Below are 20,223 nucleotides of genomic sequence, written 5' to 3' on the forward strand. Positions count from 1 at the left end.
GCCGTCTCCCTTTCCTGCCCGCCCCCGAAGGACGAGACCACCGTTCATTGATTTCGTACACATCGAGGGACGGCCGCACGTCGCCGGGTGTGCGGCCGGGGCCGGGTGCTGCCCGGTCATGCGCCGACCGCGGCACGCGCTTCCTGCCGGTCGAGGAACTCGTTGGCCGTGGTCACGAATTGATCGTGGTACTGGAAGATGCCGCCGTGGCCGGCGTCGGGGTAGATCACCAGCTCGGCGTTCGGCAGTCGCCGGGCCAGGTCGGCCGAGTTCTTCGAGGGCACCATCCTGTCGCTCTCGCCGTTGGCGACGAGTACGGGGTGGTGGATGAGGGAGACATCGTGGGGCTGTTCCAGGCCCCAGCGGTGGATGGCCTTGAGCTGGTTGTTGTAGGCGATGAGGGAGATCGCCCTGTCCCGGTCGGCGGTGCGTTCCTTCAGGCGGGCCAGGAACTCCTTGCCGGCGCGGCGCCCGTCCGCGGTACGGGTGAAGAAGAGGAACTGCTTGGGGTCCTGGAGCGTGAAGACGGCTCGGACGGTGTCGAGGTGGGCCAGCGCCGTCACGTTCTTGATGCCCTCACCACCGGCGGGACCGGTGCCCGTGAGAATGAGCTTGCGGACGAGACGCGGATCGGTCTGTGCGATCACCTGGGCGATCATGCCGCCCATCGAGAAGCCGTGAAGGTCGACCTGTTCGAGGCCGAGGGCCCGGATGAAGGTGACGGCGTCCCTCGCCATCTCCTGGATGGTCCGCGGCGTGGAACCGGTGGAGGCGCCGACACCTCTGTTGTCGAACGTGATGACCCGGCGGTGGGCGGCGATGCCGTCGACGACCCGGGGGTCCCAGTTGTCGAGTACCGCGGAGAGGTGGTTGAGGAAGATCACCGGGGTGCCGGTGCGGGGGCCGAGGTCGCGGTAGGCGAAGGTCACTCCACCTGCGGTGATGGTGCGCGTCGGTGCGTCCTTGTACGGCGTCACCGCGTCGTTCCGTGCTTCCTGCATGTCGGCCATGGCCGTCTCCTTCTCTGGGCTGGATCTCTGGGGGCACGCCGCGAGATCGAGCCCCTCGGCGCTGCACGCCGATGATTGAAGTATGACCATAATTCTATGCGGGGTGCAAGCGCGAACAGGAACGGAAGCGGCGGAGGTCGCGGTGCCCACGTCGGAGCTGGAAAGTCGTTCTGCACGGCCAGGACCAAGGGCTGCATCGCCAGGCCCACAACGGCGCCCAGCAGGAACACGCAGGCACAGACCACGACGAGTGAGGTCTCGATGTCCACGGTGGACATCAGCAACGACGGAGCCCGACGAAGGCCGCGCCGAGGATCGGGTAGGCCTTGTACCGGCCGGTCCTGCTCATCAGCTGCCCGGAAGGGAAGGCGGTGGCCATGAGGCCCACGACCATGGGAACGAGCAGCAGCCCGGACTCGGTGGCGCTGACGCCGTAGACCATCCGCAGGTGCGTCGGCGGGTAGCCGGCGAACGCGAACATGCCGATGCCGATGACGAGGAGGCCGACCAGCGTGGTGATGGTGAAGATCCGGCTGCGGAACAACCGGAGCGGGATGATCGGCTCCGCGGCGCGGCTCTGGCAGAGGAAGAAGAGCGCCCAGGTGAGGAGGCCGGCGGCGGCCATGCCGGGGATGACCGGGCCCGACCAGGCGTAGTCGGTGCCGCCTCATTCGGCCACCAGCACGGTGCAGGTCACCGCGGCCGCCATCAGGGCGAAGCCGAGGTGGTCGAAGGCGACCGCGGCGGCCCTGCGAGGACGGCACAGCGCGAGGCACTGACCGCTGGAGCCAGGGCACCGACCGGCAGATTGACCCAGAACGCCCAGCGCCACCCGATGCCGTCGGTGAACCAGGCCCCGAGCAGTGGTCCGGCCACGGAGGAGAGGCCGAAGACAGCGCGGATCGGGGCCATGTATGTCGCGCGCTGCCGAGCCGGCACGAGGCCGGCGGTGATCGCCTGAGAGGTGATCATCAGGCCACCACCGCCCAGCCCCTCCACCAGGCCGATGATCAGCGTGGTCATGTGCTGCGCCACGCCGGCGATGACGGGTCCGGCGAGGAAGACGGAGATGCCGGAGGCGACGGCGACTCTGCGTGGCCGGTGCCCGACGGCACCTCACCGCTGTCCGGAGGAGCACCCGGGCCCACCGGAAACGCCAGGAACCCGTGGACGGGAAACCGTGGTACCAAGACGCCAACCACGGGGCGCCTTTGGTACCGCGGTACCAGCCGACGGCGTCGGACGCCTTCCGCTACTCGCCCCCGAAGGACCGGCGGCGGAAGCTCGTCCGCACCGATACCGATCTGGGGATCTTCCAGCTGGGCATCCTGGCGGACAGGAGCCGCGGGCCCGTCCGGCGGTTGTCCGGCTCAGCCGTTCAGGATGCCGCCGACCTCGGTGACAGGGACTGTGTCCGCGGCCCGCGGCACCGTCACGCGGACCGGCTCGCCGATGTCCGACAGAACCATGGTCACCGTCGACCGCATACCGGACATGTTCACGCTCAAGCGGGTCTGCACCAGCCGTCCCCGGCCGTCGACCCACGCGTCGGCGAAGACCGGGAGGTCGCTGCCCAGGGTGTCGCGAGCCTGGTTCATCTTCGTGCGCACATCCGAGGCCATGCGCAGCGTGACGGTCCGGTGGTCGAGGATGCCGCGGTAGCGCACGGCGCGCACCCCCTGGATGTTCTCCTCGCCCTCCCGGGAGATCTTGCGCATCGCGGCGATTTGCTGCAACACGTGCTCGGGGTCGTTGAGAGGGGCCCGCAGCAGGTAGTGGGCCTCCGCTCTGTCCCGGGGCATGGCCCCCCACGCATCCTCGTCGATTCCCTGGGCGCCGCTGATGTAGATCTTGCCGTCGGCGAAGACCTGGTCGCTGTGGTCGATGGCACCGCCGGGGAGGTCGACCGCCAAGTGACCCTTGTCCGCGGCGAAGTCGAAGCCGCCGGTGACGGTGAGGCCGTACACCTGACCCTCACCCTCCAGTTCGACCTTCTGGCGAAGCCCGGCGCTGTCCTCGCGGAGAGCCGCTACGGCCGCTCGCACGGCGGAGCGGGAGTCGGAGGACGATTCAGACTGTGACGTGGCCGCGGGCTTGTCACGGTTTCCGGGGTCGGCCGTGGAGCAACCGGCGCACAGCAGCGCAGCGGCAGCGGCGAGGACGAGAGGACGGTGCATGGGGTTCTCCGAGGTTCCAGGGCGAGCGCTCGGCCACTGCGGCACCGCCTCGCCCCGAGATCTTACGGAGTAGCGCACAGCAGTACGAATCACAACCGGCCGCCGGACGCCCGGTCCATGCGGAGGCGCGCTCGCGCTCCAGGAACCGCGGCTGCGGTGTCAGTCTGCTGACGTATCCTTCCCGGCACCGCACACCGACTCCGAGGATCAAGAGAATTGACCGGCCTGCCCGCTTTCCCCTTGCCCTTTCAGACGTCCCGTTCCATATCGTTCGCGCCGCCCCGAACGCTGCGGGAACTCCAGATGATGCAGTGCAGCGCACACATCCGGGCCAAGCCGGGGTGGGTCGACAAGATGAACGACCCCGACATCGTCGCCAGGTGGACGCGAGAGGCGGTCGGCCAGGACCTGACCGAAGCGCAAGTCCGTTACGTGCTGGCCGAACTCGCGTACTACGCCGCGCTGCGGGACGCGCGGACCGGCGCCGAGGTGTCGGCCGTCGACGGGGTGTGGCAGTCGGACACCCTGGTCGACGACGAGCTCAGATCCCGACTGTCCGAGGCGGTTCAGGTTCTGGAACAGGTCCCCGAGGCGGAACAGGACTGGCATCCCGGATCAGACCGCCAGGTGCTGGACCTGGTTCATCCCTCACTGTTCTGTCTGGTGAGAGGAGTGAGTGAGGCGCCCGAGCGAGCTTGGCAGAACCCGACGGACCGGTACTCGAAGTACGAATTCTCGGAGAGGTTCCAATGGCTGCCCACGGACGTCGACGTCAGTGACGACGGCGAGGTCGCCTTCCGCTCGTACGTCAACAACGTCCACCCCGAAACTCATCGCGAACTGGCCTCCGTCCTGCCGGACTTGTTCGCGCGTATGCGCCCGCTGCTGGAGAACGTACTCACCGATCTGCGTTGTCCGCGGCCCCTGCGGATCGAGGCCGATCCCTTCGGGTGGTACGACTCGGAGCCGGAGTATCCGAACACATCGTCCTACGGCGACGACAGGGCCGCCCACGCAGAGGCCCTCCGTGCCTGGGAAGCCGCCCACGACGACTGGTGGGAGAACCGCCGTCCGACCATTCCGGACGCCCCGGCCTTCACCATGCCCGAGTTGCCCGATGAATCCGCCCGAGTCGATCTGCGCGGGCGGCGCCTCCAGGTCATCGTCAAGCTCGCCACCCTTCACCTCACGCCCGACAAGCCCGAGTACTCCGGTGGTACCTGGCATGTCGAGGGCATGCTGAACGAGCGGATCGTCTCCACCGGCATCTACTACTGGGACAGCGAGAACATCACCGAAAGCCGGCTGAGTTTCCGAGCCGCACTCGACGACCCGCACTACGAACAGAACGACGACAACGGTCTCCGTGATGTCTACGGCCTGGAGGACGAAGACGCACTGAACCAGATACTGGGATCGGCATCGACCCCGGCGGGCCGCTGTCTGGCCTTCCCGAACATCCTGCAGCATCGCGTCGACCCATTCCGACTCGTCGACCCCACCCGCCCCGGCCACCGCAAAATTCTCGTGTTCTTCCTGGTCGACCCGTCGGAAAGCGTCGTCTCGACATCCGATGTGCCACCGCAACAGCCATGGTCCGGCACCTCGACCATGACGCTTGAGCAGGCCAAGGGCTACCGCGAACAGCTCATGGAGGAACGGAAGTTCTTCGTCGACGAGCACAACGAGCAGCTCTACGAACGAGAGTTCTCCCTCTGCGAGCACTGAGGCCGGCGTGGGGGTCATCGCCGTGGGGCCACGCGTGGCGGACGGAACCGACGTGCTGCCGGTGCTGCGACACTGCCACGCCGTCTCGCCCCCTCGGAGGTCGAACGGGGCCGGAGGACGGACTCGGGCGAGCCCGGGGCGTAGGCTGCGCCGAACGGGCGACTTAGGCATATTTTCCCCGATCTTGCTCCACCTATGAGCAGGGGGAACGCCGAATCAGCTCGACCAGCAGGAGAGCGCGCCCATGACCGGGACAGCCGACCCTCAGCGGGACTCGTCGCAGGACATGCCCGACTGCGCAGCCGAGCCGGTCGCCGGCATTCTGGCCGAGTTCGTGGACAAGCGCATGGGGCAGCGGATCGCCCAGGGGCAGGACCCGGTGCTGCGCCCGGTCTTCGTCAAGTACCACGGCACCGCTCGCGGGGTGCTCACGGTCGCCCCTGACCTGCCGCCGGAGCTGTGCATCGGATTCCTCGGGGCCGCACAGGACCAGCCGGGTGGTCTGACCGCCTGGGTACGGTTCTCCACCGACACCCTGCCGGACCGCCCGGACTTCCGTCGGACCCTCGGTATGGGCATCAAGCTGTTCGGCGTTCCCGGCCCGAAGCTGCTGGAGGACGAGGACCGGGCGGAGACCCAGGATCTCGTGTTCCAGAACCACGACGTCTTCTTCGTCGACACCGCCCGCGACATGTGCGAGTTCCAGCAGGACCCGATCGCGTACCAGAACGCCCACCCGGTGACCCGCGGCATTCTGCAAGCCATGCGCAAGCCCGAGGAGAGCGCGCTGACAGCCCGGTACTGGGGCGTGCTGCCGTACGCCTTCGGGCCCGACCGCCATGTGAAGTACGTGCTCGTGCCGGTCTCCTGCCCGCCCGGGGATACGCGGGCGGCGCCCCCGGACGAGGACCCCTCGTTCTTCCGGGGAGACCTGCGGCACCGGCTGGCCGCGGGTGAGGCGGCCTTCGACCTGATGGTGCAGTTCCGCACGGACCCCGAGCGGATGCCCCTCGACCGTGCCACCGTGCGCTGGGAGGAGTCGCTGAGCCCCCCGGTGCGGGTCGCGAGACTGACCCTGCATCAGCAGGACGTCCGGGCGCGCGGCCAGGACGCCTACGGCGAGAACCTGGCCTACAACCCCTGGCACTGTTTGGCCGAGCACCGACCTGTCGGCAGCATCGCCGAGGCCCGCAAGGTCGTGTACAGGGCATCGGCCGTACGGCGCCGCGACGCGAACGGCGTTCCGGTGGCGGAACCCGGCCCTGCGCGGCCGCCGTCCGGCGAACCCCACGGGCGTGACACCCGGATCGTGCGGGCCGCGATCCATCCCGCCATCGGTGTGGCGCGGGTCGGTGACAGCGTGGACGAGTTCTTCCTCGCCCCGGAGGTGGACGATCCTCCCCCACTGCCCGCCGGGTCGTACAAGGACGCGACCGGCGCCCTGAAGCGGCAGGCGGCGCGCTTCCGCGTGTACGGCTACAACGCCGCCGGGGAGCCGGTCGCCGAGCTGACCGCGGACAACGCGGACATCCGGTGGACCGTGCACGTGGCCAACAAGAAGGCCGCCTGGTACCAGTTCCAGCTGGCGCTGGACATCCCCGAAGCGGCTGCCGCGCCCGACAGCACTCCCCGTAACGCCAAGGTGCCCGCCGGGGAGCGTGGCCGTCTGGTCATCGATCCGGGTCCGCGCTCGATCCGCGGCCGGGACCGCGCGGGCCGGCCCGAGTACCGGTTCGACACGGGCTGTTTCCTCGGGAAGCCCGTTCCTCTGGGTGAGGTGCGCACGGACGACGCCGGACGGCTGGTGTTCCTCGGCGGGCACGGTGTCTCGGCCTCGGTGGACCACGCACAGGCCACGCACTTCGCCAACAACGACGGCTGGCACGACGACGTCTGCGACGGCCCGGTGACCGCGCGCGTGCGCGTCGACGGCCGCTCCGTTCCGGTCGAACCGGCCTGGGTCGTGGTGGCGCCGCCCAACTTCGCGCCGGAGCTGAAGTCCGTGCGCACCATGTACGACCTGATGCGGGACGTATTCGTCTCCTCCGGAGCTCTGCCGCCCCCGGAGAACGTCTCGTTCACCCGTGACGTCCTGCCGATCCTGCGGCGCTTGTGCGATCTCCAGTGGGTCAACCGCGGTATCGCCGCCCTGTTCGGGCACGGCGGCCGGGAACACTTCCTGGCGCCGGAGCGGCTCGCCCGGCTGGCCGAGGCCGGGCCGCGCAACGCGGAGCTGCGCCAGCAGATCTGGGCCACGATGCGGGACCTCGACCGTGACGGGCTCTCGCCCGTGCCGTGGCCACCGCTCTACGGCGACTCGATGAGCGTGCGGCCCGTCTCCGCGCGGCAGCATCTGACCCTGACGTCGGTGCAGTACCGGTCCCTGGCCCGATGGGCGGCAGGAGACTTCGACGCCGACTACGACCCTTCGGCGGTGCCGCCCGCCGGCCTCGACGAGGTGCCGCCGGCGGACCGGCCGGGCATGCTCGACCGCGCGGCCCTGTCGTTCTGTCTGGCCGACGCGTTCCACCCGGGGTGCGAGATGTCCTGGCCGATGCGCCACAGCACCCTGTACTCGGCCCCCTTCCGGGTGCGGCACCGCGATCCCGGCACCCCCGAAACCGACTACGGCCAAGTGCTGACCCCGCAGACCGCCCTCGGCGTCGACGGCCCGCTGTACGCGCAGGGCCCGGGCCACCTGACGCGGTGGATGGCGGTGCCCTGGCAGACCGACACCGCCCGCTGCCGCTCCGGCTACTACCTCGGGTACGGGCCGCGCTACGACCCCTACCTGCCCACCTTCTGGCCCGCGCGCGTGCCCAACCACGTCCTGACGGAGCAGGACTACGAGACGGCGGTCGACCCCGGCAGCCCCGCCGAGGAGCGCCGGGCCGCCTTCGAGCGCCGGGCCGTGTGGGACAGGTGGCTGCCCTCGGACCGTATCCAGCAGATGAACGCCATGGTCAAGGACTTCGGCAAGCTGGGCCTCGTGGAACGGCGCACCGGGGCCTCCGACGACCCCGAGCTGCCCGCGACGATGTTCGTCGAATCCGCGGTGGGCTTCCGTCCCGAGGAGCCTCCGCCCGCGCTGCGGAACCTGCGGTGCCTGCACGTGCCGGAGGCTGCGGACCCGGCCCTGAACGGCAGCGCCCTGGCCGCGGCCCTCGCGCGGACGGACGTGCCTCACGAGCAGGTGATGGCGGGCTACTTCGAGAAGGTCGCGCGCTTCCCGGACGAACGGTGACCTACGAGGTGATCGTGGCCGGAGGCGGCCCGGCAGGCGCCGTAGCGGCCCTGGTACTGGCGCGGGCCGGCCGGCGGGTCCTGCTCGTCGACAAGAACGCAGGCGGCTGCGGGCCCGCCCCCTTCCGGATCGGGGAGACCCTGCCGCCCGCGGCCAGGCCGCTGCTGCACGATCTGGGCCTGTGGCCCGAATTCGTCGCGGCCCCTCATCTGAGGTGCGTGGGCACCTACGCCTCCTGGGGATCGGAGGCGCTCCACGGCCGCAGCCACCTCCACGACCCGCAGGGACACGGCTGGCACCTCGACCGCACCCGGTTCGACGCGTTGCTGCGCAGGGCCGCCGAAGCGGCAGGTGCCGAGGTGCGCCGGGCCGAAGCCGTACCGCATTCCACGCACGCGGGCGACCGGCGCGTACTGATCCGCGCGGACGGCCGGCGCGGAGAGGAGCGCTGCGACTGGCTCGTGGACGCCACCGGCCGCCGCGCCGTGATCGGCCGCCGGCAGGGCCGGCGCCACAGACAGGACCGGCTCGTCGCCGTGTACGCCCTGTTCACACGTCGGCTCCCCGGTCATCGCACCGAGGACACCGAGCTCCGTACGCTCGTCGAGGCGGTCCCCCGAGGCTGGTGGTACTCGGCCAGGGTTCCGGCCGGACGAGTGGTCGCGCACCTCACGGACAGCGACCTGACCGACTCCGCACTGCGCACCGCCGAGGGATTCCTCGACGCGATCGGGAACACCCGCCACGTCCGCACCCGCCTCGCCGGCTACGACCCCGCCGACGCCCCGGCGCCACGCTGGACCTCGGCGCACGGGCTGCGCCTGTGCCCGGCGGCGGGCCCCGGATGGATCGCCGCCGGAGACGCCGCCCTCGCCTTCGACCCGCTCTCCTCCCAGGGCATTCTCAACGCCCTCCACACCGGAGCCCGCGCCGGCCTGACCGTCGACCGGTGCCTGTCCGGCCGGCAGGCCGCCCTCGCGGACTACTCCCTGTTCCTGGAGCGGATCACGGGCGCCTACGAGCGGCATCACGCCGAGACCTACGGCCAGGAACGGCGTTGGCCGGCCCATACGTTCTGGGAACGCCGGCAGCACGCGCAGTGACGCGGTGCGCCACACGACTCGAGGGGAACAGGAGGCCGGTTCTGCGATCAGCCGGACGGGATCGCCGCCTCGGCCGCTGCCTTGATCCGGGCACCGAAGGCGAGTGCGTCCCTGCGGGCAGCGGTGAGCGCCAGGCCGAACAGCAGCTTGCCGAGCCCATGGCCTTCCAAGACGTTGTGGAGACGGACCCGCGTCCTGCCGCCGGCCAGCGGTTCCAGGTTACGGAAGACCGCTCCCACGGCGTTCGGGGCCTCGCCCGCGCGGTCGTGAAGGCCGTCAGTGCGTCCTGCTGCAACGGCATCGAGACCCTACGGGAGCGCCGGGCATCCCGCGAGGCGACAAGCAGGCCGTTCGGTGCGAACCACGTGGGCGGGTCACGCCGACCGCGTCGTGCCGTCGCCGGGGAGAGGAACGTGCGCCGCGCGGTGATCTCGGACGAGTTCTCCTTGCTGTTCGTTCCCGGTGGGGGCTGTGGACGGGCTGCTGCCCGCCCGTCGTGGTGCAGCAGCCCGGGCCGCCGGTGCGGACGGCTCGTTGCCGACTCAGGCGGTCGTGATGAACCGCTCCCACGCGCGGTGCTTGGACATCAGCTCCTGCAACTGCTCCAGCACGGAGGTGCCGTTCTGTCCGACCACGACGCCCGGCGCGTCGACAGGGATCCCGACCGATCCCAGCGCCGCGTCGCCGCCCGCCCAGGCACCGATCGACTTGCCGTGGCGGAACGCCTCCGTCAGCAGGAGGCTCACCCTCGGATCGACCGTCCCGGGCGCACCGGCGGGCCGTGCCTTGGCGTCGCGGGAACCATAGGCGTCGCCGCCGGCGGCGGGTGCCCCGGCCACCAGCAGTGCGTCGAACTCGATGGACCGGGCGGTCACGAACGTCCGCTGGACGGTGACCGCGTCGTCGCCGTCGCCGAGTTTGCCGCCCGTGGGGGCGATGACCAGCGGCACCATGCCCGCACCGAGCACTGCCTCGCGCACCGCGCGCACGCCGTCCAGGTCTCCGTCCGGACCGGTGACGATGCCGACGAGGCGGCCGTCGGTGGGCCAGGACCCCCCGACCTGTGACAGCGCCGGGCTCGGTGCGACCTCGGCGAGCGGCACGGTCGGGTCGGGTGCCGGCAGCCCAAGGCCCTCGGCGACGCGCGCGCACAGCTCGGCGTCGATGTTGGCCAGCACCTGCAGGGCCCGCTCCTTGATGGCCTGTTCGTAGCACTTGCCGAGCTCGAAGGTGTAGGCGGCGATGATGTGTTCCCGCTCCACCGCGCTCATGCTCAGCCAGAACCGGCGCGGCTGGCTGAAATGGTCGGAGAACGACTCGGGAGCCTCACGGACCTTCGTCGCCTCCGGCACCCGAACCGGCGTCTCGATGTACGCCCCGGTGTCCGCCCCGGCCAGGAACGGGCAGCCGCCGTCGAGGGAGTTGGGCCGGTACGGTGCGACGCCCCGGTGTACGGCGTCCTGGTGGAAGCCGTCCCGCAGCATGTCGTTGACCGGCGAGTGCGGCCGGTTGATGGGGATCTGCGAGAAGTTCGGGCCGGCCAGCCGGGTGATCTGGGTGTCCAGGTAGGAGAACAGCCGTCCTGCCAGCAGCGGGTCGTCGGTGATGTCGATGCCGGGCACGAGGTGACCGACGTGGAAGGCCACCTGCTCGGTCTCGGCGAAGTAGTTCGACGGGTTGCGGTTGAGCGTCAGCAGCCCGATCGGCTGGACGGGGGCGAGTTCCTCCGGGACGAGGTTGGTCGCGTCGAGCAGGTCGATGCCCTCGAAGGTCTGCTCGGGGGTGTCGGGGAAGGTCTGGATGCCCAGCTCCCACTCCGGGTAGGCGCCCGCTTCGATGGCGTCGGCGAGGTCGCGGCGGTGGAAGTCCGGGTCGACGCCTCCCGCGATCTGCGCCTCCTCCCACACCAGGGAGTGCACACCGAGCTTCGGCTTCCAGTGGAACTTCACCAGCGTGGTGGAGCCGTCGGCGGCCACCAGGCGGAAGGTGTGGACGCCGAAGCCCTCCATCATCCGGTACGAGCGCGGGATGCCCCGGTCGGACATGTTCCACAAGGTGTGGTGGGCGGCCTCGGTGTGCAGTGTGACGAAGTCCCAGAAGGTGTCGTGGGCGCTCTGGGCCTGCGGGATCTCCCGGTCCGGGTGCGGCTTGCCGGCGTGGATGATGTCCGGGAACTTGATGGCGTCCTGGATGAAGAAGACCGGCATGTTGTTGCCGACCAGGTCGAAGACGCCCTCTTCGGTGTAGAACTTGGTCGCGAACCCGCGGGTGTCCCGCACCGTGTCGGAGGAACCCCGGGAGCCCAGCACCGTGGAGAAGCGCACGAACACCGGGGTCTCCGCGCCGGCCGCCAGGAACGCCGCCTTCGACACGGCGGCCGCGGTGCCGTAGCTCTTGAAGACGCCGTGCGCCGCCGCGCCGCGGGCGTGCACGACCCGCTCCGGGATGCGCTCGTGGTCGAAGTGCATGACCTTCTCGCGCAGGTGGTGGTCCTGCAGCAGCACCGGTCCGCGCGGGCCGGCCTTGAGCGAGTGGTCGGTGTCGTACAGCCGGGTGCCCTGCGCATCGGTGAGACAGGCGCCCGACGGAGCCATGCGAGCCTGCGCCGCGCCGGTCGCCTGACCCGTGGGTGACATGGTGTCCGGGCCGCTCTGGTCGGGCTTCGGCGGCAGAGGCTCGCGCGATTCCGTCGGCTCCGCGACCCCAGGGGATTCCGGAGCCGGCTTGCCCGGAACACCCTCCTCCGGTCCCGCGCCGGCGCCCTGGACGGCTTCGGTGACCTTGTCCGCCGCCCGCTTGAGGGGATTGGGGTGGCTCATCGCTATCGTTCCTCCGCGTGTGACCGGTCATGGCCGACGCGGCCATGTGCCATGGGGGTGCCGTGAGATGCGGCGCCGGGTACCCGGCTGTTCCGTACTAATCACCGGTCGGGCTTGTAGGGCACGGTTACCGCCACCGTTCCACGGGGCCTCACCCTTCGCACGCGGCGCATGCCAGGGGGGTGAGGGCAGCGTGCGGGCGCCTGTGCCGGAGGTTGCCGTAGAGGACGAGCCGGGTCGGGAAGGCTCCGGCGAGCGCGGTCATGAGGTCCAGGTGATGTCGGCGATACGACGCGGCAGTTGGGCCCCGTGACCGACAAGCTGTCCGGTACCCGCGCCCTGCTTCTCGACGCCATGTCAATTGTCCGGTCGTGAACGGACGCGGCATCCTGCCCCCATGCCCCTGAAGACGATCCCTCCGCTCCCCCGCCGTACCCTGTTGCGCGCGCTGGGCGCCGGCGCGGTGCTCGGCGGACTCGTTGGGTGTGGTGTCCCGGCCGCGTATGTACGGCCCGGCGACCGCGCCGCCGCCGATCTGTCCTCCGCCGAGCAGCGGCTGAACTGGGCGAACTGGCCGCTGTACATCGACACCGATGACGAGCACCCCTCACGGCGGCCCACCCTGGAGGCGTTCGAGAAGCGCACGGGGATCTCGGTCGAGTACGTCGAGGAGATCAACGACAACGACGAGTTCTTCGGCAAGATCAGCCCGGCGTTGATGAACCGTCAGTCCACGGGCCGCGATCTGATCGTCGTCAGCGACTGGATGAGCGCGCGGTTCGTGCGGCTCGGCTGGGTACAGGAGATGGACCGGGCCCGGCAGCCGAACGTGACCCGGTACCTCGACCCGCAGTTACGGTCGCCCTCGTTCGATCCCGGCCGCAAGTGCACCGTGCCGTGGCAGTCCGGCATCACCGGAATCGCGTACAACCGGCGCAGGACCGGCCGGGAGATACGGCAGGTCTCGGATCTGTGGGCGAGCGACCTGAAGGGCAGGGTCACACTGCTGTCCGGTCTGGACGAGGCGTTCGCACTGCTGATGCAGGGCAACGGCGTCGACATCACCCGGTGGACGGCCGACGACTTCCACACCGTCTGTGACCAGGTGGAGAAGCAGGTGAAGGGGGGACAGATCCGGCGCTTCACCGGCAATGACTACATCAAGGACCTGTCCAGCGGTGACGTCCTGGCCTGTCAGGCGTACTCGGGAGATGTGATCCAGCTCCAGGCGGACGACCCGGACATCGAGTTCGTCGTCCCCGAGGAAGGCGCCGAGCTGTGGGCCGAGTCGCTGATGATTCCCGATCTCGCCCGCCACAAGGCGAATGCGGAGCGGCTCATCGACTACTACTACGATCCCGAGGTCGCCGCCGAGCTGGCCGCCTGGGTCAACTACGTCTGCCCGGTCCCGGCTGCCCGGGACGTCCTGGCCTCCGCCAGGGACGAGGAGAGCGCCGCCCTCGCCGAGAACCCGTTGATCTTCCCTGACGGGGAGATGCGCGGCCGGCTCGCCATCGCACGGGACATCGACTCGGACGAGCGGGTGGAGTTCGGCAGGCGGTGGAATCAGATCGCGGGGTTGTGAGGGCGACGGCGACGGGCCGGGAGAGGTTGTGGTGGTCGCCGGACCCGGACGGGGGTCCGTCAGTGGCGGGGCGGCGGTACCGGGTCCCGGTAGCCGCGGCGGCGGGCCGCGCCGGGACGGCAGCGCAGCAGGCGCGCCAGGATCAGCCGTCCGCCGCGGAGGGCACCGTGCCGGTGGAGTGCCCGTACGGCGTATGTGGAGCAGCTCGGGCTGTACGGGCAGCACGGCGGCCGGGTCGGGCTGACCGCGACGCGGTAGTGCCGCACGGACCGGTACATCGCGGCGGCCACTCGGCCGCGCGGTGGGGGCGCGGCCGGGTCCGCGCCGTGACCGGTGGTGAGCGAGGGGCGCAGCAGTGTGAGCCAGAGGGTCGCTGCCTGTGACCACACGCCGCCGCAGCAGCACGGGTGCGCCAGCGTGTCGAGCGTGGCCGCGCAGCAGCCTTCGTCCGACTCGCCGTCCTCGTTCTTCCTCCGGCCGTGCTTGTCCCTCCGCGCCACTGCCCACCCCGCTTCTTCGCACCAAGCAACGAGGAACGATCATACGAAGCCGCGAGGACGCGACGCGCGGGCCCTTCCGTGTGCGGCCACGTACTCCTCGACGCCCGGCGCGGACGGCGTGTCCTGCACGTTCACCGCGGCCCCCGCGGCCACGGCGTCCGGCCGGCGCGGTACGGCCATGACACCTTCGAGCAGCGGCTCTCAGCCGATGTCGAAGGCATTCGGCAGTCCGAGGAGGTAGCGGGTGCGGTCGTGGCGTCTGAGGGGCTCCAGTTCGGGGGCTCTGTACAGGGGGGTCACGGCGCAGCGTCGTGCGGTGGATCCGGATCGGTCCAGCAGGGCGTTGACGGCCTGCCGGGCCGAGGAGTTGGCGCCCTCCATGGTGGCGAGGTCGATGGGCACGGCCACGTAGTCGCCGGCCAGGAAGAGGTTGGGGATCTTCGTGGCCGAGCGCGGGCGGTGGTGGAAGGTGCCCACCGGGTGAATGAGCAGTTGTTCGTCGTTGACGGGATGCGGCGTGCCAAGGCCGTCGACGGCGGGGTCGAGAAACCACGAGTGCAGCACGGAGTCCTTCAGAACCGTGCGGCCGCTGTCGTTGAGCGATGCCTTCAGCTGTGCCCACACTTCGCGTGCGACTTCGGTACGGGTGCATTGCTTGGCCGTCTTGCCGTACAGGATGCCCGGGCGATCCCACTCGGAGACGTCCACGGACAGGCAGTCCACGACCGTGCCGTCGCCGTAGTCGGCCGGAAAGTCGCGGCCGGGCCAGTGCTGGGCCTGGGCGATCGCTGTGAGTGACCACGGGGAGTCGATGAGGTCGAGGTGGCCGTGCAGGATCGGCGTGCGTTCGGTCAGGTAGAACTGAATGCCCGTCATCCAGTCCGTCTCCAGCCGGTCGCACTCGGCCAGCTGGGGGTCGGCTGCGCGGACGGCGGAGTTCCATGTGCGGCGGGCGTGCTCGACGGGCATCGCGGAGATGTAGTGGTCGGCGGTGACGGTCCGGCGCGCGCCTGAGGGGTCCTCCACGACGGCTCCGGCGATGGCACCCGCGCCCAGAGTCAGGTCCCGTACGGTCCAGCCGACGCGGAACTCGACCCCGAGTGACTTCAGGTAGGTCACCCAGGGGTCGATCCATGCCTCGTTGGTGGGCGCGTTGAGGATCCGGTCCAGTGGTCCGTCCGCGCCCCGCCCGAGGAGGTTGAAGGCGAAGGCCTCCAGCAGGGTGCCGACCGTGCGGGTGCTGGCCTCCTCCGCTTTGGTGGCGACGATGTTGCGGGTGATGCCGACGGCGAGGACCCGCTGGTAGTCGTAGGACATCCGTCCGGCCCGCACGAAGTCCCACCAGGGTGTCCGCTCCCATACGGTGTCGCGGCGCTGGTCGCAGCTGGTGAGGAAGACCAGGATGCGGTTGGCGAAGTAGAGGGCCTCGTGGAGGGGGAGGTGGAAGGCCGTGTCCAGAACCGCGGTGAAGGCGCGACGGATCTCGTCGGGGGTGAGTTCGGCCGGGGGGTTGTCGGGCCAGGGCAGCGGGATCCGGATGTCCTCGCGGCCACCCGACCTGGCGAACAGCATCTCCTTCGGGGCGACGAGGTTGTCGTGTACGCCGCCCGGGTTGCCGGGGAACGGGATGCGCCGCATCGTGTCGGGCAGGTTGTGGTAGATGCCGGGGATGAAGCGGAAGCCGTGCTCACCCGGCAGGGGGCGTCGGCCGCCTGTGCCGCTGTCCGGTACGTCCATGCTGCGGGCCTTGCCGCCCAGTGCCTTGCGTTCGTAGACCGTGACCCGGAAGCCGCGCTCGGCCAGCTCATGGGCGGCCGTGAGCCCGGCGACTCCGCCACCCAGGACCGCCACGGTCTGTGATGTGGAGCCGTTCTCGGCCGAAGCCCGTTCCGGGATTCCGAGGACTGCTCCGCCGCCGGCGACAGCGGCAGTGCCCAGGAACCCTCTGCGCGTGGTGCCACTCATCGCCATCCCTTACCGTCGGTAACATCGGCCGCACGAGGATATGGGCGAGGCAACGATCCCGGAAGGCTGCCGGCGTAACTTGGCTTGATCGCACGGCACTTGGCGAGTCACGGCGCATCCCTGCCCTTCGGGGCGGCCGTGCTTGGCCGTCGGGTGGCCGGCAGACCGGCGCCGTTCCGCTTTCCGCCCGGCACCGGCATGACCACCACCAGCAGCAGCACCACCAGCACCAGCACCAGCAGGTTCCTGCGACGCGGCGTGCCGGTGTTCCTCACGAGGGCCCCGAGAGTCTCCGGCCGGCGCGTGGACTGCTGCGTCCGGCCCTACGGCCCACGCCACTCGTTCAGCGCCGACGATGCGCCGTTCGGCCCGAAGCACGCGAGACTCGGACACACCGGGGTGAATCGAAGTGCACGATCTGGGAACCGGAACAGAAGCCCTGACGCACGAGGGGAGGCCGGGTGCCCGGTCGCCCTGCTCTCTCACCGAGGAGAGACCACGATGGCGCACGAGGACGACGCCCAGCAGGCCGTGCCGAACACGCCGGGGGCCCTCGGCGACGGCGTCACGCGCCGCCGTCCACTGCGGGAGCGGCATGTCGAGGAGACGGTCGAGGTCGCGGTGCCGGTTCGGACGGCGTACAACCAGTGGACGCAGTTCAAGACCTTCCCGCGCTTCTCTGCCGTGGTGCGCGGCGTCGAACAGATCAGGCCCACCGTGACGGCCTGGACCATCGGCTACGGACCCCTGCGTCACCGTTTCGCGGTCGAGATCGTGGAGCAGGACCCCGACGCCTACCTGGCCTGGCGCGCTCTGGCGCAGAACCCCTCCCATCAGGGCGAGGTCGAGTTCAGGCCGACGGAGTCCGGCGGCACCGCGATCACTGTCCGGATGCTCCTGGAACCGCAGGGAGCCGCGAGGATCCTCACCCGCTCGTCCAGGGCCGCCCGGCTGACCGCCCGCCTGGTGCGCGGCGAACTCGTGAACTTCAAGGAGTTCATCGAAGGGCTCGGGCGGGAGGGCGGGGCCTGGCGCGGCATCATCCGCAACGGTCGCGTGCAGCACGATCACCCGGAACCGCCCAGGAGCCGCGTGGCCCAGTGGCCTGTCGGCTGACCGGCGCGCCGTTCACGGCAAGAGAAAGGCGAACCGATGCAGAACCCGCCCGGCGAGGAGCCGGAGACCACCCTCTCCGTGACGCCGCCGAAGAAGTGGGCGGCCGGAGTCCCCGCGGTCGTGCACGCGCTGGAGTACTCCCTGGAGCAGACCTCCCCGCGCAGGACCGGGGTGGACCTGCTGACCATGAACCAGGTGGGCGGGATCGACTGCCCCGGCTGCGCGTGGGCGGACCCGGCCCCCGGCCGGCGCCATCGCAACGAGTACTGCGAGAACGGCGCCAAGCACATCAACGACGAGGCCACCACGCGCCGGATCACCGCCGACTTCTTCCAAGAGCACAGCGTCCGTGACCTCGCCGCCCGCTCCGACAGGTGGCTCAACCAGCAGGGCCGGCTCACCGAGCCGATGATCAAGCGGCCCGGCTCCGAGCACTACGAGCCCATCGGCTGGAACGACGCCCTGGGCGTCCTCGCGCGGGAACTGAAGACGCTGGACTCCCCCGACGAGGCCGTCTTCTACACCTCGGGCCGTGCCGGCAACGAAGCCGCCTTCGTCCTGCAGCTCTTCGCACGGGCCTTCGGCACCAACAATCTGCCCGACTGCAGCAATATGTGCCACGAGTCCAGCGGCTTCGCCCTGAGCGAGACCCTGGGCACCGGCAAGGGCACCGTCACCCTCGACGACCTCCACCACGCCGACCTGATCTTCCTGGTGGGGCAGAATCCGGGCAGCAACCACCCTCGCCAGCTCTCCGCCCTGGAGGAGGCCAAGCGCAACGGCGGACGGATCGTGGCGGTCAACCCGCTGCCGGAGGCCGGGCTGCGGCGCTTCAAGAACCCGCAGAAGCCGAGCGGGATCGTCGGGCGCGGCACCCAGATCGCCGACCGCTTCCTGCACATCAAGCCCGGCGGTGATCTCGCCCTGTTCCAGGCCCTCAACCGTCTGCTGCTGGAGGCCGAGGACGTCCGGCCCGGCACCGTCCTGGACCATGACTTCATCAACGCCCACACCTCCGGCTTCGAGGAGTTCGCCGAGCACGCCCGCACCGTCGACTGGGACGACGTGCGCGCCGCGACCGGACTGACCCGCCAGGAGATCGAGAAGGTCCGCGACGAGGTACTGAAGAGCGAACGTGTCATCGTCTGCTGGGCGATGGGCATCACCCAGCACAAGCACGGCGTGCCCACCGTCCGGGAGATCGTCAACTTCCTGATGCTGCGCGGCAATCTGGGGCGAGCCGGCACCGGCGCCTGTCCGGTGCGCGGCCACAGCAACGTCCAGGGCGACCGCACCATGGGCATCTGGGAGCAGATGCCGGACACCTTCCTCGACGCCCTGCAGAAAGAGTTCGGCTTCGACCCGCCGCGCCCGCACGGTCTGGACTCGGTGGACTCGATCAAGGCGATGCGGGAGGGCCGCGTCAAGGTCTTCCTCGCCCTGGCCGGCAACTTCGTCCGGGCCGCTCCCGACAGCGAGGTCACCGAGAAGGCGATGCGCTCGTGCAGGCTGACCGCCCACATCTCCACCAAGCTCAACCGCTCGCACACCGTCTGCGGCGACACCGCGCTGATCCTGCCGACCCTGGGACGCACCGAGCGTGACGTGCAGGCCGGTGGCGAGCAGTTCGTCACCGTCGAGAACTCCATGAGCGAGGTGCACACCTCCCAGGGCCGCCTGGAGCCGGCCTCCACGCTGCTGCTCAGCGAAGTCGCCATCCTGTGCCGGCTCGCCCGCCACACCCTGGACGGCAAGACGGACATCCCCTGGGACGAGTTCGAGGGTGACTACGACACCATCCGCGACCGCATCTCCCGCATCGTGCCGGGCTTCCACGACTTCAACGCACGGGTCACCCGCCCCGGTGGCTTCCAACTGCCCAACCCGGTCAACGAGGGCGTCTTCAACACCAAGGTCGGCAAGGCCCTGTTCACCTGCAACGAGCGCGTGGTCCCCCGGGCACCCGAGGGTCACCTGCTCCTGCAGACGCTGCGCTCGCACGACCAGTGGAACACCGTTCCCTACAGCGACAACGACCGCTACCGGGGCATCCACGGCAGCCGGCACGTCGTGCTCGTCAATCCGGCCGACCTGACCGAGCTCGGCCTCGCCCAGGGCGATCACGTCGACCTGGTGAGCGTCTGGGCGGACGGCACCGAGCGCCGGGCCGAGAACTTCCAGGTCGTGCCCTATCCGGCCGCCAAGGGCTCGGCCGCCGCCTACTACCCCGAGACGAACGTCCTGGTACCGCTGGACAGCGTCGCCGACATCAGCAACCAGCCCACGTCGAAGGGCATCATCATCCGCCTCGAACCCACCCCCGCCCGGACACGTCCCACACCCGCCTGACCTACGGCACGATCCCGACCGGGCCCGCGACGGCAACGGCTGCGACGGGATCCGCCCAGTGTTCCTGTCCCACCTCAAGGGCCCGGCCCCGGGGACGGATGCGACACGCCCTGGGCAGCCCCGACGCATCGGCCGTCGGAGCACGAGGCCACACAGGCGCAACAGCCGGCGCAGGCGTGAACCGGCCGCGATCCGCCCGTCCTTGGGTGCGAAGGAGCATGCGGCATCCCGACCCCACTCGCTGACGGAGACGGGTGGGCACGCTCGTACTGGTCGTGCCAAGCGACGATCGTGAAGAGCAGCGCAACGGCTGCCAGGAGCAGTTGGGCCGCACCTGCGAGCGGATGCGCCGAGCACAGGAAGATCACGGCTACCACGAGGATGGTTCTCCGGCGATCGCGTGACACGCGTACTCCGCTCGAAGCGCATGGACACACGCTCGTACGTGACACCGTGCACTGCAGATTCATCGGGCCGAGACCGCGTCGTTGCCGAACTGAGCATCCGCCAGGGCCTCTTCGACTCGAATTGCAAGGTGAAGGGCATGCCCGCGCCGACGGCCGGATCTCGTCACTATGACGGCATTCGGCCAACACTCCACCCCCTTTCCGTCTTCCGGACAACCGC

Annotated in this window: 15 protein-coding genes and 2 pseudogenes; 7 read left to right on the forward strand and 10 right to left on the reverse strand. The window is 70.0% G+C overall.

The annotated features are described in order from the left end of the window. Positions 1-116: 116 nt before the first annotated feature. The 4 genes and pseudogenes from BJ965_RS00615 to BJ965_RS00625 form a co-directional block, all read right to left on the reverse strand. Entirely contained in the window at positions 117-1,010 is an 894-nt protein-coding gene (locus BJ965_RS00615) for an alpha/beta fold hydrolase (RefSeq protein ID WP_184916592.1), read from the reverse strand. Between the two features lie 277 nt (positions 1,011-1,287). Then, positions 1,288-1,635, reverse strand: coding sequence for a hypothetical protein (locus BJ965_RS38885; RefSeq protein WP_246545799.1), 348 nt, complete (start codon positions 1,633-1,635; stop codon positions 1,288-1,290). An 83-nt stretch (positions 1,636-1,718) separates the two neighbouring features. Further along, positions 1,719-2,096 (reverse strand): annotated as a pseudogene (locus BJ965_RS38890) (MFS transporter); the annotation flags it as partial. Between the two features lie 284 nt (positions 2,097-2,380). Continuing rightward, positions 2,381-3,187 (reverse strand): hypothetical protein, encoded by an 807-nt coding sequence (locus tag BJ965_RS00625; protein ID WP_184906834.1) that lies wholly within the window; start codon positions 3,185-3,187, stop codon positions 2,381-2,383. Positions 3,188-3,403: 216 nt separating this feature from the next. Between BJ965_RS00625 and BJ965_RS00630 the strand changes: the two genes are divergently transcribed. The 3 genes from BJ965_RS00630 to BJ965_RS00640 all read left to right on the forward strand — a co-directional run bounded on the left by BJ965_RS00630 (position 3,404) and on the right by BJ965_RS00640 (position 9,262). After that, on the forward strand, positions 3,404-4,915 hold the full coding sequence (locus tag BJ965_RS00630; protein ID WP_184906835.1) for a DUF4246 domain-containing protein: 1,512 nt from the start codon (positions 3,404-3,406) through the stop codon (positions 4,913-4,915). Between the two features lie 244 nt (positions 4,916-5,159). Then, a complete protein-coding gene (locus BJ965_RS38895; protein ID WP_246545800.1) occupies positions 5,160-8,159 on the forward strand; it encodes a LodA/GoxA family CTQ-dependent oxidase in 3,000 nt (999 codons plus the stop codon). Continuing rightward, positions 8,156-9,262, forward strand: coding sequence for an NAD(P)/FAD-dependent oxidoreductase (locus BJ965_RS00640; protein ID WP_184906836.1), 1,107 nt, complete (start codon positions 8,156-8,158; stop codon positions 9,260-9,262). The genes BJ965_RS38895 and BJ965_RS00640 overlap by 4 nt, the downstream gene beginning before the upstream one ends. A gap of 47 nt (positions 9,263-9,309) precedes the next feature. Here the strand turns inward: BJ965_RS00640 and BJ965_RS00645 are convergent. Then, positions 9,310-9,483, reverse strand: a pseudogene (locus tag BJ965_RS00645) (SRPBCC family protein); the annotation flags it as partial. A 321-nt stretch (positions 9,484-9,804) separates the two neighbouring features. Then, positions 9,805-12,081 carry a catalase gene (locus BJ965_RS00650; protein WP_184906837.1) on the reverse strand — a complete coding sequence of 759 codons (2,277 nt, stop codon included), beginning with the start codon at positions 12,079-12,081 and terminating at the stop codon, positions 9,805-9,807. A gap of 397 nt (positions 12,082-12,478) precedes the next feature. On the opposite strand from BJ965_RS00650, the gene BJ965_RS00655 reads away from it, so the two are divergent. Then, a complete protein-coding gene (locus tag BJ965_RS00655; RefSeq protein ID WP_184906838.1) occupies positions 12,479-13,666 on the forward strand; it encodes an ABC transporter substrate-binding protein in 1,188 nt (395 codons plus the stop codon). A gap of 59 nt (positions 13,667-13,725) precedes the next feature. Here BJ965_RS00655 and yidD read toward each other — a convergent pair whose 3' ends face one another. From yidD to BJ965_RS00675, 4 genes are all read right to left on the reverse strand, one after another. Next, positions 13,726-14,166: a membrane protein insertion efficiency factor YidD gene (gene yidD, locus BJ965_RS40045; protein WP_313666671.1), complete on the reverse strand. Its 441-nt coding sequence runs from the start codon at positions 14,164-14,166 to the stop codon at positions 13,726-13,728. Between the two features lie 39 nt (positions 14,167-14,205). Further along, positions 14,206-14,346 carry a hypothetical protein gene (locus BJ965_RS00665; RefSeq protein ID WP_184906839.1) on the reverse strand — a complete coding sequence of 47 codons (141 nt, stop codon included), beginning with the start codon at positions 14,344-14,346 and terminating at the stop codon, positions 14,206-14,208. Between the two features lie 21 nt (positions 14,347-14,367). Continuing rightward, positions 14,368-16,131 carry a hydroxysqualene dehydroxylase gene (locus BJ965_RS00670; RefSeq protein WP_184906840.1) on the reverse strand — a complete coding sequence of 588 codons (1,764 nt, stop codon included), beginning with the start codon at positions 16,129-16,131 and terminating at the stop codon, positions 14,368-14,370. A 107-nt stretch (positions 16,132-16,238) separates the two neighbouring features. Beyond that, positions 16,239-16,406, reverse strand: a complete 168-nt coding sequence (locus BJ965_RS00675) for a hypothetical protein (RefSeq protein ID WP_184906841.1) — start codon at positions 16,404-16,406, stop codon at positions 16,239-16,241. Positions 16,407-16,632: 226 nt separating this feature from the next. Between BJ965_RS00675 and BJ965_RS00680 the strand changes: the two genes are divergently transcribed. The 3 genes from BJ965_RS00680 (at position 16,633) to BJ965_RS00690 (ending at position 20,000) form a co-directional block, all read left to right on the forward strand. Further along, a complete protein-coding gene (locus BJ965_RS00680; RefSeq protein ID WP_184906842.1) occupies positions 16,633-17,247 on the forward strand; it encodes an SRPBCC family protein in 615 nt (204 codons plus the stop codon). A gap of 36 nt (positions 17,248-17,283) precedes the next feature. Beyond that, positions 17,284-19,596: an FdhF/YdeP family oxidoreductase gene (locus BJ965_RS00685; protein ID WP_184906843.1), complete on the forward strand. Its 2,313-nt coding sequence runs from the start codon at positions 17,284-17,286 to the stop codon at positions 19,594-19,596. 254 nt (positions 19,597-19,850) lie between these two features. Further along, positions 19,851-20,000, forward strand: a complete 150-nt coding sequence (locus BJ965_RS00690; RefSeq protein ID WP_184906844.1) for a hypothetical protein — start codon at positions 19,851-19,853, stop codon at positions 19,998-20,000. Positions 20,001-20,223: the final 223 nt, after the last annotated feature.

This window comes from Streptomyces luteogriseus (genome assembly GCF_014205055.1).
GTDB classification, from domain to species: domain Bacteria; phylum Actinomycetota; class Actinomycetes; order Streptomycetales; family Streptomycetaceae; genus Streptomyces; species Streptomyces luteogriseus.

What these genes read in the sequence shown, in the direction of transcription:
- BJ965_RS00615 (WP_184916592.1), bottom strand. Translation starts at nt 1,010, where the DNA reads ATGGCCGACATGCAGGAAGCACGGAACGACGCGGTGACGCCGTACAAG.
- BJ965_RS38885 (WP_246545799.1), bottom strand. Translation starts at nt 1,635, where the DNA reads ATGGCCGCCGCCGGCCTCCTCACCTGGGCGCTCTTCTTCCTCTGCCAG.
- BJ965_RS00625 (WP_184906834.1), bottom strand. Translation starts at nt 3,187, where the DNA reads ATGCACCGTCCTCTCGTCCTCGCCGCTGCCGCTGCGCTGCTGTGCGCC.
- BJ965_RS38895 (WP_246545800.1), top strand. Translation starts at nt 5,160, where the DNA reads ATGACCGGGACAGCCGACCCTCAGCGGGACTCGTCGCAGGACATGCCC.
- BJ965_RS00650 (WP_184906837.1), bottom strand. Translation starts at nt 12,081, where the DNA reads ATGAGCCACCCCAATCCCCTCAAGCGGGCGGCGGACAAGGTCACCGAA.
- BJ965_RS00655 (WP_184906838.1), top strand. Translation starts at nt 12,479, where the DNA reads ATGCCCCTGAAGACGATCCCTCCGCTCCCCCGCCGTACCCTGTTGCGC.
- BJ965_RS00665 (WP_184906839.1), bottom strand. Translation starts at nt 14,346, where the DNA reads ATGGCCGTACCGCGCCGGCCGGACGCCGTGGCCGCGGGGGCCGCGGTG.
- BJ965_RS00670 (WP_184906840.1), bottom strand. Translation starts at nt 16,131, where the DNA reads ATGAGTGGCACCACGCGCAGAGGGTTCCTGGGCACTGCCGCTGTCGCC.
- BJ965_RS00680 (WP_184906842.1), top strand. Translation starts at nt 16,633, where the DNA reads ATGGCGCACGAGGACGACGCCCAGCAGGCCGTGCCGAACACGCCGGGG.
- BJ965_RS00685 (WP_184906843.1), top strand. Translation starts at nt 17,284, where the DNA reads ATGCAGAACCCGCCCGGCGAGGAGCCGGAGACCACCCTCTCCGTGACG.